This is a genomic window from Streptomyces sp. NPDC006655, assembly GCF_040703965.1.
Lineage (GTDB): Bacteria > Actinomycetota > Actinomycetes > Streptomycetales > Streptomycetaceae > Streptomyces.
In genome coordinates this window covers 1-14,351 of record NZ_JBEYJU010000071.1, presented here as the reverse complement: position 1 = coordinate 14,351, position 14,351 = coordinate 1, and the positions used below count along the sequence as shown (strand labels likewise).

Annotated in this window: 10 protein-coding genes and 1 pseudogene; 3 read left to right on the top strand and 8 right to left on the bottom strand. The window is 66.1% G+C overall.

Annotated features, from left to right (window positions below):
- Positions 1–266: 266 nt before the first annotated feature.
- Positions 267–1,889 (bottom strand): serine/threonine-protein kinase, encoded by a 1,623-nt coding sequence (locus AB0958_RS31645; RefSeq protein WP_366893906.1) that lies wholly within the window; start codon positions 1,887–1,889, stop codon positions 267–269.
- Between the two features lie 378 nt (positions 1,890–2,267).
- Here AB0958_RS31645 and AB0958_RS31640 point away from each other — a divergent pair, with 378 nt between their 5' ends.
- Together AB0958_RS31640 and AB0958_RS31635 are read left to right on the top strand one after the other, a co-directional pair.
- On the top strand, positions 2,268–4,292 hold the full coding sequence (locus AB0958_RS31640; protein ID WP_366893905.1) for an ATP-dependent endonuclease: 2,025 nt from the start codon (positions 2,268–2,270) through the stop codon (positions 4,290–4,292).
- Positions 4,289–5,920 (top strand): ATP-dependent helicase, encoded by a 1,632-nt coding sequence (locus AB0958_RS31635; RefSeq protein WP_366893904.1) that lies wholly within the window; start codon positions 4,289–4,291, stop codon positions 5,918–5,920. Before AB0958_RS31640 ends, AB0958_RS31635 begins: the two co-directional genes overlap by 4 nt.
- Positions 5,921–6,157: 237 nt before the next feature.
- On the opposite strand, the gene AB0958_RS31630 is transcribed toward AB0958_RS31635, so the two are convergent.
- The 7 genes and pseudogenes from AB0958_RS31630 to AB0958_RS31600 form a co-directional block, all read right to left on the bottom strand.
- The gene (locus tag AB0958_RS31630) at positions 6,158–6,349 is read right to left on the bottom strand and encodes a hypothetical protein (protein WP_366893903.1); all 192 of its coding nucleotides are present in this window, start codon (positions 6,347–6,349) and stop codon (positions 6,158–6,160) included.
- The gene (locus AB0958_RS31625) at positions 6,346–7,143 is read right to left on the bottom strand and encodes a hypothetical protein (protein WP_366893902.1); all 798 of its coding nucleotides are present in this window, start codon (positions 7,141–7,143) and stop codon (positions 6,346–6,348) included. Before AB0958_RS31625 ends, AB0958_RS31630 begins: the two co-directional genes overlap by 4 nt.
- The gene (locus AB0958_RS31620; protein WP_366893901.1) at positions 7,140–9,212 is read right to left on the bottom strand and encodes a hypothetical protein; all 2,073 of its coding nucleotides are present in this window, start codon (positions 9,210–9,212) and stop codon (positions 7,140–7,142) included. The genes AB0958_RS31625 and AB0958_RS31620 overlap by 4 nt, the downstream gene beginning before the upstream one ends.
- The gene (locus AB0958_RS31615) at positions 9,212–9,997 is read right to left on the bottom strand and encodes a hypothetical protein (RefSeq protein WP_366893900.1); all 786 of its coding nucleotides are present in this window, start codon (positions 9,995–9,997) and stop codon (positions 9,212–9,214) included. Before AB0958_RS31615 ends, AB0958_RS31620 begins: the two co-directional genes overlap by 1 nt.
- 110 nt (positions 9,998–10,107) lie before the next feature.
- Positions 10,108–10,839, bottom strand: coding sequence for a Crp/Fnr family transcriptional regulator (locus tag AB0958_RS31610; protein ID WP_366893899.1), 732 nt, complete (start codon positions 10,837–10,839; stop codon positions 10,108–10,110).
- On the bottom strand, positions 10,836–11,330 hold the full coding sequence (locus tag AB0958_RS31605) for a Pycsar system effector family protein (protein WP_366893898.1): 495 nt from the start codon (positions 11,328–11,330) through the stop codon (positions 10,836–10,838). The genes AB0958_RS31610 and AB0958_RS31605 overlap by 4 nt, the downstream gene beginning before the upstream one ends.
- A 365-nt stretch (positions 11,331–11,695) precedes the next feature.
- Positions 11,696–11,870: pseudogene (locus tag AB0958_RS31600) on the bottom strand (pirin family protein); the annotation flags it as partial.
- A 183-nt stretch (positions 11,871–12,053) separates the two neighbouring features.
- Between AB0958_RS31600 and AB0958_RS31595 the strand changes: the two are divergent.
- Entirely contained in the window at positions 12,054–14,144 is a 2,091-nt protein-coding gene (locus tag AB0958_RS31595) for a cellulosome protein (protein ID WP_366893897.1), read from the top strand.
- Positions 14,145–14,351 lie beyond the last annotated feature (207 nt).

Sequence of the window (14,351 nt, the reverse complement as noted above, 5' to 3'; positions counted from 1 at the left end):
CCATCGCGAGCTGGACGAAGATTCTTCGTCGCGCCATCAGGCCGGACCGCACGGGACGCGCCGTGCAATATTTTCTCTTGTGTAAGAGGCGCGCGACCCGCTCCCCGACTCACGTCACAGCAACCGGTCGCCCGGTATGCCCAGGGCCCAACACCCTTTCCATGACAGCGAACCCACATAGATCCGCCACAGCCGGAGAACTCATCGGCACAGCAGTGGTGTCGGACTGACGGACCACCCGATGTGCAGACGGGACCGCCGGCGGGCTACTGGTAGACGGTGGCGATCGGCGTGGAGACACTGGCTCCGCTGCCGGGGGCTGCGTAGGAGATGGTCCACAGCGCGGCTGCCTTGTTCGGGTAGCCGTACAGGTAGCCGCCGTTGTCGCAGCCGTAGTTCAGGCGCTGTCCCGCCAGCGTCGCGGTGCCACCACCGGCGAACGAGCAGTGGGCACCGTTGGCCAGGACAAGGACGATCGGTTCGATGTCGGGTCCTCCCGGCATGTGGTTGTTGTTGCCGGGAAAGCCATCGGCGACCGACAGCTCGACCATGCGGTCGGGGGCTCCGTCCATGCACAGGGCACTGGTGTCTGCGGGGTTGGAGTCCGGCGAGAAACACGGGTCGAGGATCCGGTCGCCAGCGGTACAGCGCCAGGCGTCCGTGCGCATCGTGGATTCGGCGGGCCCGAAGCAGGAGCCGCTGGCCCGGTCGGCGATGGTGATCCCGGTTGCGGGGATACCGCCCGGTGACCACGGACTGAGAGTGACCACCTGGGTCTGCGTCGGCGCGAACGAGGCCGCGGCGGTCGGGGTCTGTGACTCGCTGGTGGCTGGATGAGCGAGGCGCGACGTGGTCGCTGTCGGTCCGGCGGCAGGCGTGGAACGGGCCGCAGTGGCCTGCGGGGAGTGGGTGGCGTGCGCTGGGGCGTGGCCGGAGGGCAACGCGAACCAGGTGCCCGTGGCGGCCGCGGCAAACACCGCGGCCGCGGCGATAATGAGCCAGACGCCCCTGCCGGGACGGCGTAGGTCGTGAGCGGGCCAGGCGGGGTCTTCCACGGTCGGAGGGCGCCACTGCTCGGCGATCAGGTTCGGGACCTCGGTCGGCCGGTCGTGGACATCTCCGAGGACCTGGGTCGCCTGCTCGCCGAGCAGTTCCCCGGCCTTCTGTGCCACGACCGCGGACGACGGCCGGTGTCCCGGGTCTTTGGCGAGGCACGCCGTCACCAGGCTGAGCATGTCATCGGGGACGCCGGCCAGGTCAGGCTCGGCGCTGAGGACGCGGAACGCGAGGGCCTCGGCGTTGCCGATGCCGAAGGGGTGTCGGCCGGTGGCCGCGAAAGCGAGCAGCGCACCCCAGGCGAAAACGTCTCCGGGCGGCCCGGTAGTGCCGTCCCGGTAATACTCAGGGCTCAGCCAGCCCGGGGTCCCAGTCAGCATGCCGGTGCGGGTGACCGCGGTACCGCCGGCGACGTGGGCGATGCCGAAGTCCAGCAACCGCGGCCCGTCCGGGGCCAGGATCACATTCGCGGGCTTCAGGTCGCGGTGGACCACCCCAGCGGCATGCACGGCCGCGAGCGCCCCGGCCGTACCTGCGGCAAACAGGTGCAGTTGAAACCCGGTCAGCGGCCCGTGTACCGCCGTGTGATCGCCGAGCGTCGAGCCGGGTACGTAGGCAGTGGCCAGCCACGGGATATCTGCTTCGGAATCGGCCTCCAGCAGCGGTACCAGGCACGGACCCGAAACCCGCCGCAGCACCGTGATCTCGCGCCGGAACCGGGCGCGGAACTGGTGATCCGCCACCTGCCCGGCGTGCACAGCCTTCACCGCTACCCGCTCGCCTCGCTCTCCCACCCCGGCGTACACCGTTCCCATCCCACCCGCACCCAGCACCCCGACCACCCGGAAACGCCCGATCCAGGCCGGGTCCGAAGCACGAGGAGCAGCAATCCGAGACACGAACAAGACCCCTGCCGAAAGCGACTATTGGACGAGATGTGAACCCTAGCGGGGGTCGCTGGCGCCGCACGCCAGTCGGCATCAGATGAGATTCGCCCATGCCTTGCTCGCCCGGTCGGCCGCATGACATCCGGCGCTCCCCACCACATTTGCCAGACGCCGCCCAGCGGTGGGCTCCCCAAGCGGTCCACCCCTTGACCAAAAACTCCCCCACAGCGGCTTTTCGTAACACATACTGCTTGTCGCCTCACGTGCCACAGGTTGTACGGCGTGGTGATGGCACGGATTCCGTCGGGCTGCTCCGGGAGCACCATGCACGTCACCCACGCCAAAGTGGCTAACTTCCGCGCCTTGCGTGACGCGGAGATCCAGATCGACGCGTCTACGACACTGGTCGTGGGCCGGAACAACAGCGGGAAGACATCATTCGTCAATCTGTTCGAGAAGTTCTTCAGCCCCAGCGACGATGTCAAGTTCGTCCTCGAGGACTTCACCACAAGTCGCATCGCCGACCTGGAGCACGCTCGCCGACAGTTCACTGACGCCGCGCAGCTGGACACCGCGGGCGACAGAGAGGCCGCGGAAGATCTGCGGAGCAAGGCGCTTGAGCTGGTGCCGGCCATTCGTCTCGCGATTGCGGTCGAATACGACGAGGAGGACGACCTCGCCCCCATCAGCGCCGCAATCCTCGATCTCGACGAGACCTGCCGCAGTGTCCGCATCGTTGCCACGCTGGCCGCCGGCGACCCGGTGAAGCTCCTCGCGGACTTCAGCGAAGCCGCTCGCCGTGCTGGGAGCCAGTTCGACAGCTACAAATGGCTGCGTCGGAAGTTCAACGAGTACTTCACGGCGACGTACCGTGCGGTGAGCCCCGTAGATGACTCGGTCAGCCGTGAACTCAAACCGACTGCCGCGCGGGCGATACTCGCCGTCCGCTTCATCTACGCGCAGAACAAGTTCGACGACACTCCCGCGGACAAGACCCGAACCCTGTCGAAGACGTTCGAGGCTTACTACCGGGCCTCAAGCAGTGATGACAACCGTGGGCAGAATGTCGACCGGATCGAAGAGGCGCTCGCGCTGGCGTCGAAGGAGCTGGACTCCAACTACGACGAACTCTTCGAGCCGTTCCTCGCTGACCTGAGTCGCTTTGGCCTGGAGCTGATGTCTCCACTGCACCCGCCCCGGATCGTCGCTCTGATCGAGGGCGCTGCCGTCCTGCGTGGCAGCACCCGGATCCAGTACCCCTCCGGGGACGATCAGTACCCGCTGCCTGAAGGCCACAACGGCCTCGGCTACAGCAAACTCATCTTCACCATTTTGCAGATCAGGGGCTTCATCGAGAGCTGCAGCAAGGCCAGCCCACAGCCTGCGCTGCAGATCCTTTTCATTGAGGAACCTGAGGCCCACCTGCATCCCCAGATGCAGGAGACGTTCATCAAAAACATCGAGGAGTACATCCGGAGCAAGACCGACCGGAAGGTGCAGGTCGTCATCACCACGCACTCTTCCCACATGGTCGCCAGGAGCGGTTTCTCGAAGATCCGCTACTTCGACGCCGCGGAGCACCACGTCACCATCAAGGACATGTCCACGTTCCAGGCAAGCGTCAAGAAAAGGAACGACGGCAGGGAAACTCTGCGGTTCCTGGAGCAGTACATGGAACTGCACCGCTGCGACATGTTCTTCGCAGACAAGATCATCCTCATCGAGGGGACGGCCGAACGTCTCCTGCTGCCGAAGATGATCGCCCGTTGCGCAGCGCGTCTCCAGCACCAGTACGTCTCGGTCATCGAAGTAGGCGACGCCTACGCGGTCCGCTTCCGCAGCCTGCTGGAGTTCCTCAACGTCAAGACCCTCATCATCACGGACATCGACTCCGTCGACCCGTCCCAGAAAAAGCGCCCCGGCTGTCATCCTGCGACCCCGGGTGCCTGCACCTCCAACTCCACCCTGAAGCACTGGCTTCCGGGCAAGGAAGTCATCACCGAACTGCTCTCCACACCAAACGAAGACAAGGTGAGCAAGAACGTTCGAGTCGCCTATCAGGTGCCCGAACAGCTAGGCGGGTCCTTCGGCCGCAGCTTCGAGGACGCCTTCATCATCGCCAACGCCCTCGTCCTCGCCGACAACATCTCCGGCCTCGCTCTGAAGGGGCACTTCGACCGCACTGTGGGCGAGCACCCCAGCGAGGCAGCAATCGCGACGCAGGCTTACCAGATCGCGGAGAATCTCCGTGACCACAAGACAGACTTCGCCTTCGACGCCATGCTTCTGGACGGCTGGAAGGTGCCCCAGTACATCGACGAGGGCCTGCAGTGGCTGACACTACCGTGAAGACGACGATCGACAAGGTCATCGGTGAACTGGAAGCACGCCGTAGCTTCCTGGTGGAGGCCGGTGCCGGCGCTGGCAAGACGACGACACTGGTCGAGGCTCTGGAGCACAGCCTCCGGAGCCAGGGTGCGGAATTGGCGAGCAAGGGCCGTCGCATCGCATGTATCACCTTCACCAACGTGGCCAAACGCAAAATCGCCGACCGGATTCACGACAACCCGCTCGTGACGGTTGCAACCATCCATGAGTTTCTCTGGGAGGTCATCAAGGGCTTCGGAGCCGAACTGTGGCAGCAGATCATTGAATATAACGATGCTCTGCCGACGCCCGAGGATCTCAGCGAGCTCACCAGCCCTCTGCCGCCTGTCCAGTACGTCGACCGGCGACGGCGCCTGGACCGGGGGGAGATATCCCACGACGAGGTCATCGACCTCGCGCTGCGTATGGTGACCCGGCATCCCAAACTCACGCGTCTGATCGCCGATTGCTACCCCGTCGTCTTCGTGGATGAGTACCAGGACACCTCCCCCAAGACAATCCGCCTGCTGCTCGACCACCTCGCCGGGGCCGGCCGACAGTCCTGCGTCGTTGGACTGTTCGGCGACTCCATGCAAAAGATCTACGCCACGGGGCAGGGCGCCGTTCTGCACTCCAAGCTGACCGTCATCACCAAGCACGAGAACTACCGCTGCTCTCCCCCGGTTGTCGCCGTTCTCAACAAGATCCGTCCCGAGCTGCAGCAGGAAGCGGTGGGCGAGCGCACAGACGGGGAAGTACACCTCTTCCTCAACTCCGCCCTGCCCACAGGCCAAGCACGCCTCGATGCGGCTCGTCGGCAACTCGCCGAACTGGGCTGGAGCGACGACACCACCAGCTACCTGATGCTCACCCACCGAGGGATCGCGGGAGCCCTGTCCTACGGTGCCCTTCTGCAGCAGTACCAGATCCTCGGCTCGCGAGGTCGCGACAAGCTTCTGGACAACGACGAGCCCTACATCGAATATTTCAGCCGGGTCGAAGCGCTCTGTCGTGCCTTCCACGCGCTCGACTACGCAGAGCTCACAAGCCTTTTGGTGGCAGGACGGACCACCATCACAAGTCACACTGACAAGCAGCGGATCGCAGCCGACATCAGACAACTGGCCACGGTGCGAGAGTCCGGAACAATCGGTGACGTACTCGACCACATGGCTCGGCAGCACCTTCTGTCAGTGCCTCGCAAGCTCAGCGACCTCGAACGCCGACGGAAGTCTGAAGACCTCGAAGGCTACGACGCAAAGCTGGCCGAATTCTCTAACGCCCTGCGGGAAGTCCCCTACAAGGAAGTCATCCGCTTCATCGAGTACCGCGAACAGCTCACCCCGTTCCACACCCAGCATGGAGTCAAGGGCGACGAGTTCGAGAACGTCATCGTGATCATCGACGACGGGTCGTGGACCCAGTACAACATGGGCAAGATGCTCACTGGCCGCGACCTCGAGAAACGACTGGAACGATCACGCAACCTCTTCTACGTCTCATGCTCCAGAGCCCGCCGTGGCCTCGCAGTCGTCTTCCTCACCGACATCCCCGACGAAGCCCTGCCCAACGCCTTCGACTGGTTCGCGTCGGGCACCGTGCACCCTTGACCCCAAGGAAGGGCGCAAGCGCCTCGACGGTCACCCTGGACTTGGGGGCTCCCCAACGGGCTCCTCTCCCCGAATCGTTGCTCCTTCTGCGATCGTCAAACTCGTTGCCCACCGTGCGGGCACGGCAGCGCAACGAGTTCGGGAACGTGGCATGCGCGCAGGTTCTCGACGTGGAATCCACAACTCCGCGTCCGGGAGCCAGCGTTATGTTAGAGCACAACCCTCATTGATCACTCACTACCTTTCCTCGCCGGAGTCCTCGGCGAGATGTCCGTGGTGCCGGTACACCATTTCGTCGGGGTGACGGGTCACCCGGGCCAGCCGCCAGGCCGCGTCGTAGGACATGCGGCCGCTTTCTTGAGCACGAAGCCGCAAGGCCAGCAGGCTGGTTGCCGGGTCGAGCAGCCAGCGCAGGGCGGATAACCTCATCGGGCCGTGCCCGCCTCGGAGGCAGGGCGCGGCTCTGCGCCATCATCGCGGACGCTCTCGGTCGAATCAGCCGCTAACGGGTCGCCCAGTGTCGGCCAGGCAAGCGCGTCGTTCCATCCCATCTGGTCCAGGACGGTGCGGACGGTGGTGGTGAAACGGGCGTGTTGTCCTGGGGCGCTGCCCAGTTTCTCCCAGACGTACAGGAGGGTGTGGGCTATGCGTTCGGCCTTGGACTGGACGTCGTCGGCCGCTCCGACGAGGGGGAGAATCTTCTCCTTGGAGAGGTCCCAGTCGAGGGATTCCAGGTCGTCCAAGTGGCGGTCGAGCCACCAGATACGCGTGGCGTCCGGGCTGTTGAAGACTGCTTGTCTGAACCGATCTCGGCGTTCGTGTTCCAGCGCGACCTGGAGTGTCATCTCGCGTAAGGCGTCTTGGTATCTCTGGGCCCGGTCCGCGTCTTGCTCGGTGATCAGTAGGGTGATGTGTGCTTTCAGCCAGAGGCCTGGTGTGTCCTTGGGGGTGTGCCAGTGCGCCGCGGCGAGTGTGAGGTCTTCTTGTGCAGTGATGAGCTGTTCGGGCATGTGGTTCTGGGTGATGCCGCGGCCTAGTTCGTCCAGGGCGAGTCGTGCGGCGGCTCGGGCGGTGGCTGTTCCGTCGGCCTTGATGTTGGCGTGTGTCCGGTAGGTGAGGGTGCCGCGGGCGCAGAAGCGGATGCCGGGCAGGCGTGTGGGCCACTGGGCCCGGATCCGACTGCGCCGGCGGCTCCACCACGGGCCGGGTCCGTCGGTCGTCAAGGGGTCGATGCCTCCTTGGACGCCTGGTAGCGGTTGGCGGCCAGCACCAGGACCTCGCGCCAGAAGGGGAGGATGGCTGCTTCCTCCGTGACCATGAGCCGGTCGAGACCGGGGCGGAGGCTGGGCGGGGCAAAGATGTCTGCGAGGACGTCCACCACGGCTTCCCGGCGGTCGGGGTCCTCTTGGAATCGCTCATGCCATCGCGACAGTTGCGTGACGACCGCGTCCACGGCGTCGTCGGTGGACAGCAGCTGCTGCCACGCGTGGATGATGCGCTGCCGGGCTTCGGTGTCTCGTGTGTTGTGCAGGATCAGGTCTGTTCCCTCGTCGCTGGAGACGAGGGCGAGGAAGGATCCGAGAGTCTGGCGGCGCAGGGTCTCGTCGGCGGCCCGGCTTTCAACGTCGGTGAGCCATTGGTCGACGGCCTTGCGCACATCGTCAGGTCGTTGCAACGTGAGCTGCTGGAAGGCGTTGATGACAGTTGCGGAGCCGAATGGCTTGTGGCCTGCGGCTTTGCCGAGCCGTGTGAGTGCGAGTGCCGGTTGTTGGATTCCCCAGCTGCCTGCGCAGATCTCGATGACGAGGTCAACCTTGTCGTCCGAAGGGTTCTTGGCGTCCATCCACTGGCGCAGGCGGTCCCTGACGTAGCGGCCGAACTCGGCATCCCCGGCTGCTTTGGTGAGTGCTTCCACGGCCAGGACCCTCCGGGGTCCCTTGAGGTCGCTCGCCAGTCCGTCAAGGATGGCCCGGTCGTGGCGGTGCGCCGCCAGTTTCCACAGTGCGGTGGTGATCAGTCGGGCGTCCTCTTCCGGGACGGTCCGGTCTGCGGCGATGCCGATGGCCCACCTGCGCAGGAGCTCGTGCTGGGTGGGGAACTCGTCCCACAGGTGACGCAGGATGGCGGTGGGCAGGCCTTCTTTCTGCGTGTCGTGGAAGGCCCGGTCTCCGTCACGAGTGATCTTCGCGGCGTCCAGTTGGCTCGATGTAGTGGCGTCGGTCAGAACGTTGACAGGGTTGCGTTCGAGGCCGAGTCGGGTCAGGAGGTCATCGGCTGCCTTGATGACCGACCTGCGTTGTCCTCCGTGCAGCAGGGCGCCGGCCCAGACTGTGACCCGGGTGGACAGCAGCTGCGCGTCGCCCCCCGTTGCCCGATTCCTGTTGAGGAGTTTCTCGACTTCCGTGTGCCAGTCGCCGAACTCATTGACGATCGCCTGGATCTGCTCCGGGCCGGAGGCCCGGAGCAGACGGCCGGCCAGGCGCCACGCGGCGCGCGCGGACGGGTTGGCCTTCCAGATGTCGGCGAACTCGGTCCTGTCCAACCAGGCCACACGATCGCCGCGGTAGTTCGCCTGGAATTCCGCTGTGACGAGGGCCCGTGCGTCGGGCGACTCCAGCCGGACGGTGAAGGGCAGCGTGGGCTCGGCCCAATGGCCGTACCAGTCGGCGGGCGTGGCCAGGATGACGAGGAAGGAGTTGTTCTTGCGCAGCTCCGCCCCATAGCTGATCAGGTCGGTGCCGAGCCGCTCGCCAGGTTTCTCCGCGAGGTCGGAGAGATCGAGGATGCATCCCATCCCCGCCTCTTTCGGCAGCGGGCGGACCGATGGCCTAGACCATTCCGGGTCAAGGTCGAAGAGGGCCGGCGGAGGACTGGTCACGGTACGCAGCAGGCGTATGGCAGCCGTGCGGCGGCCGGTGCCCTGTGCCGCGCAGAGCACGATGACTCCGTATTCGTCCAGCAGTTTGGAAGCGGCCTCCCACTGGTCGGTGTTGCGCGGTGGGACGAACCGGCCGTCCTGGCTCGCCTTGCAGTCGGCGTCGCTCTCGGTGATGGGCACGGGGATCGCCTGATCACCATTCAGGTGCAGGTTGTATGCCTGGATGCCATGCTCGCCGGTGTGACTGAAGCTCACTGACCTGGACTGCGGCTGGCCGTTCGGCTCACCGCCCGCTGGCGGTGGAGGGGAGCCTGCGGGCGCAGTCGGCTCGACGGGCTCCACCGGCGTTGGCTCCGCCGCCGACGGCGACGTGATCTCCGTGCCTTCTCGCTGGCCCAGCTCGTTGTCGATCATCACTGCCCCCGCCCGGCGCCGAAGTGGTTGTAGGCCTGGATGCCGTGCTCGCCCGTGTGACTGAAGCTCACCGTGCCCGGGGCCGTGGAAGCCGGCTGAGGGGATGCGCTGGGCGCAGGGACCGGCTGTTCGGTGGCGGCATCCGTAGTATCGAGGGGTTCGAAGATGTCCGGGTCCGCGAGCCGCCAGTCGAAGCCGGGGATGTGGACATACGCCGGCTGCTGGAACTTCTTCACCTTCACCAGGTGCCGCATGAATTGGTCGGGCAGGACATCGCCGTTGACGCAGCCGCTCTCGAAAACATCCTCGTAGACGCGTTGCGAAATGATCACCGCCGTGTTGGTGATCTCCGGGTTTGCACGGTTCAGCAGGGTGCGCAGTGCGTCGTCGTCCAGGAGCCGGTGGGTGTGCACCATCGGTACGCCCAGCCCGGTGTGTGGCAGCGGGCCGACGTGAATGCTGACCCTGAGCTGCAACGGCGTACTGGCGGGGCTATCCGCGCGTCGACGCCCCAGAGCCTGCCTCAGGGCACCGGGGAAGCAACCCACCAGCGCGGGCAACACCTCCGGGTCCATGCCGGCGACGTAGCTGTCTCCGGCATGCTGGCCGAACACCCGCAGCTGCCACTGGGCACTCACGTTGCTGGCGCTGAGCGCCTCGGACAGCAACGGCAGGATGTCGGCGTTCACTTGCTGCATGCCCTTGCTGTCCAGCGCACTGAAGTTGCGGACGTCCACCGCCAGTACGGCCCGGTAAGGCCACAACGGCTCCCACGACGGCAACATGTGCCGCTCCTCTCATCGGGTGCTGTGCCGCGAAAACGCGGCGAACACGACCCTCGTGGAGCAGCGGGGAAGAGATGGTCCAGGACTGGACGGTACGGGCGTGCCCTGAGTCACATGCTGGCGTCGCCCTGGCAGCTGATGCCCCCCGGACGCTCCCGCTCGTCCCGGGCGGCTGCCCTGAGGTGGGCGACATCGTTGATAACCAGGTTCCGGCGGCCGAGTGTGAGGACCCCGGCCGCCTGAAGCTGGCTGAGAGCGTCAAGCGCTGATGAGCGGCTCATGGACGCCATGGTGGCCAACTCCGTGCGGACCATGCCCAACTCGGCGACCAGGCCGTCGTCGCCCTGCGGGTGGCCGATTTCATCAGCGATGTGACTGACGATTCGGGCCATGCGCGCCACGCGTGGCAGGTGCGCGAGGTCAGCTCGCAAACGCTCGTGGCTGTTGAGCCGTTCTACGGTCAGCTGGTAGACCACCGTCTCCAGGCGATGACGCTCTACGTAGCCGCGGAAGGCGTGAGCCGGCAGAACGAAGCCTGTACACGGCCGAACTGCGGTAACAGTGGCCGAGCGTGGGCGCCCGAGTAAGACGCCCATTTCCCCGAGCACTTCGCCTGGTCCGCGCAGCGTCAGCGTCAGTTCGTCCCCGCACTCATTGATCTGCGTCACCTTCACCAGGCCGTCCACCAGCGCGATGACGGAGTCCGGCGACTCCCCTTCTCGCAGCAGCACGGATCCACGCCGGAAAGTTCGCCGGCGCCCGCGTTCCACGAGGTCGCGCCATACGTCGGCGGATACCAGGGAGCAGAAGTTCATCAGCGGCCTGCCTTCCTGGTATGTCATCCGACCACGGTCGCGAGAGCGAAGGCGGTGCAGCCCGCGACCGCCAACATGAGCGACCACTGCACACGGCGGTGCTTGATCCAGGCGATCTCGCTCATCACCACCAATTGCCGCGCCAGCGGTGGCAACGGATCTTTGTCCCGGAGGATCTCTTCGAGCGCCGCCGGTTCCAAGTGTCGAACATGCCCGAAGTACAGAAAGTCGTCATCCCGTTCAGGCCCCCGCCGCTCCTTTCGGAGGTTCGGCGAAATGGCCCAGGCAGCGCAGCAGGCGCCGCCCACCATGAGCAAGACGCCGCACCACAGCAACAACCGTGATGCGCCCGAATCGAGGTCATCTGCGGACCGTTGAGAACTCGCCAGCAGTCCTAAGACAGCCAAAGACGTGGATTGCATGGTCAGCGCAATCGACGCCTTCGAATCAGCCTTGGCTGTCAAATCCGCAACAGCCGCCTGAATCCGCCACGCAGTCTCCGTCGACTCGACCGACACCTGTCCTTGTCAGCTCTCCACAAGACGACAGCGCGAGGCCCGTCCATCCGTACCAGCGCCTCCCTAACCACGCGTCGGGAGCAGCGTGCAGCGTCCCGCCATCAAACCCGCGACGCCCCGCGCTGGCGACTGGGCTTCGAAAGGAACCTCACCGCCTAGCCTGACGGAGTATCAGAAAAGTCAGCAAAAGTCAGCAAGAGCTCTGCCACAGCCGCCCACAGACGGCCACACCGTGGAACCGCCACCCGCCCGCGCCCGAGACGGCAACGCGGTCGACCGCCCTCCCGCAAGCGGTCGACCGCGGGAGGCATTGTCCGGCCGCGCCCCACTCGACAGGGTCACCGGCACGCGGGCATTCCTGCAGGTCAACGCACTCTGCCCCGCGGCTTCAACGGCACAGGCGGCAGTTCCGGAGCGGGCAGCGGGGCACCGTCGTACCCCTTGACCTCACCGAACCGTGTCCCTTCCATCCAGTCCCGGCGGGCCTGTACGATCTCCTCTTGGGACCGTCCGATCCAGTTCCAGAACAACATCGTCTTCGTGCCGTTCAACGAGCCCGAGGGCAACATGTTCGGCACCGGCGAGTGGAGCTACGACAAGGTCAGCTGGCTGACCGACCCCAAGGACTACTTCGCCGCCTGGGACTCCGCCTACAAGCTCATCAAGGGCAGGATGCCGGACGCCCGTATAGCGGGCCCCAACACCAGTGTCCTGTACGACCAGGTGAAGGGCTTCCTCACGCACGCCCTGGCCGCCGGCACGCTGCCCGACGTGATCACCTGGCACGAGCTGAGCCACCCGGAGGCGGTGCGCCAGAGCGTCGCCACGTACCGGGCGTGGGAGAAGGACCTGTTCAAGGGCACCGACCGGGAGGGCACCCGACTGCCCGTCAACATCAACGAGTACGCCTTCAACTACCACACGTCCGTGCCCGGCCAGATGATCCAGTGGGTGTCCGCGATCGAGGAGTCCAAGGTGGACGCCGACATCGCGTACTGGAACATCGACGGCAACCTCTCCGACTCCGCGGTGCAGTCCAACCGGGGCAACGGCCAGTGGTGGCTGCTGCACTCGTACGCCTCGATGAGCGGGCACACGGTGACGGTGGCCCCGCCCTTCCCGGGCCAGAACTACACCATGCAGGGCGTGGCCACGCTGGACGAGAAGAAGAAGCAGTCCCGGCTGCTCTTCGGCGGGTCCACCGGCAAGGGCCACATCACCTTCGACAACGTCCCCAGGAAGATCTTCGGGGACAGCGTGCACGCCTGGGTGAGCGAGATCGACTGGAGCGGTCAGATCGGCGACAACTCCGGCCCGAAGCTGCTGACCGAGACCGACCTGAAGGTCGGTGCCGACGGCAAGGTCGTCGTCGACTTCGGCGACGGCGCACTGCCGAGGCTCAAGGAGTCCTCGGCGTACGAGATCGTCCTCAGCCCGGCGGGGAAGGCGCAGGGCACCCGGTCGGCACCGGTGCGCTGGCAGGGGTCGTACGAGGCGGAGGACGCCGCCCACACCGGGTCCGGCTACTCGAAGAACGGCCCCGAGGGTTCGACGGGCGACGTGTCCAAGTTCTACACCTCCGGTGGTTACGACGTCGGCGGACTGCGCACCGGGTCGGACGTCACGCTCGACTTCGCCGTGGACGTGCCCGAGGACGGCACCTACGACCTGAGTGTCTTCGCCAACTCCCTCAACACCTTCGACGAGGTGAAGGACCAGGGCCCGACCAACGTGTTCCTGCGGGTGGACGGCCAGGCCGCCGGCGAGCAGGAGCTGTACCTGCCGCTCGGCTACAAGTGGGTGGTGTGGGACCACACCGACACCACAGTGCACCTCACCAAGGGCAGGCACACCCTGACGCTCGCCGCGAAGAGCCTCGACGGCAAGCGCGCCACCAAGGGCGACGCCATCGTCGACCGGCTCACGCTGTCCCTGCCGGACGCGTCGGCCGCCCCCCAGGTCTACGAGGGCGAGCTGGCCTGGACGAGCGGCGGGGCCCACCCCGTCTACGACCTGCCGAAGCACACCCCGGTCCCCGCCACCGGCTCCGGCGCGGTCCGGGTCGCGAAGCACCAGACGGCCACGTTCTGGGTCTACTCCCCCGCCGACCGCGAGGCCACCCTCGACGTCGACACCCTCGGCGCCGCGGACGCCCGGCTGTCCGTCAACGGGCACGACGTCCTGCACGTGACCAGGTCCCGGCACAAAGTCGCCGTCTCCCTCTCAGGCGGTGTCAACAAGGTGACGGTGACCGGTGGTCCGGACACCACGCTGGTCGACCGGCTGACGGTCACGCCCACCGACGGCACGCTCAGGACGCGTACGTACGAGGCGCAGGACGCCGAACTCGCGGGCACGGCCACGCTGACCCCGCTGCCGCTGGCGACGGACGGCACGGCGATCACCGGGATCGGCGGCGACCCGGGCAACGGCAACACGGCGACGTTCCCGGTGGCCGCGGACGAGGCCGGCCTGTACGCGCTGCGCATCCGCTACTCCAACCCGGAACAGTCCCAGGCGACGCACTACAACCCGGACCCGCTGGCCCGTCACGCGGACATCAGTGTCAACGGTGGCGAGACGCAGCGCGTCGGATTCCCTAACAGCTTCCACCAGGACAACTTCTGGGAGCTGACCGTCCCGGTCCAGTTGAGGAAGGGGCAGAACACGATCGCCTTCCGCTCCGAGGAACTGCCGAACTTCGACGGCACGACCTACGCCTCGGACACCTTCCCGGGAGTCCTGCTCCGCTCCCGCTACGCGCCGTTGATCGACCGGATCGCCGTCGCGCCGTACGCGCGGGTGGTGCGATGAGGTGATGACCACCGGCGGCGGACGCACCCGCCCCGCCGCCGGTACGCACCGAGAAGCGCCGAGGCCGTGCGGTCCCAGACCTTGTCCAGGCGCTGAGGGGGTCTTTCTGCTGCTAGAAGGTCGATGAAGATCTTGGTGAGGGGTTGTCCGGCCGTCAGGCCGGACAACCCCAGAGCTCAAGCACCCGTCCGGGCGATGTGCCAAGGG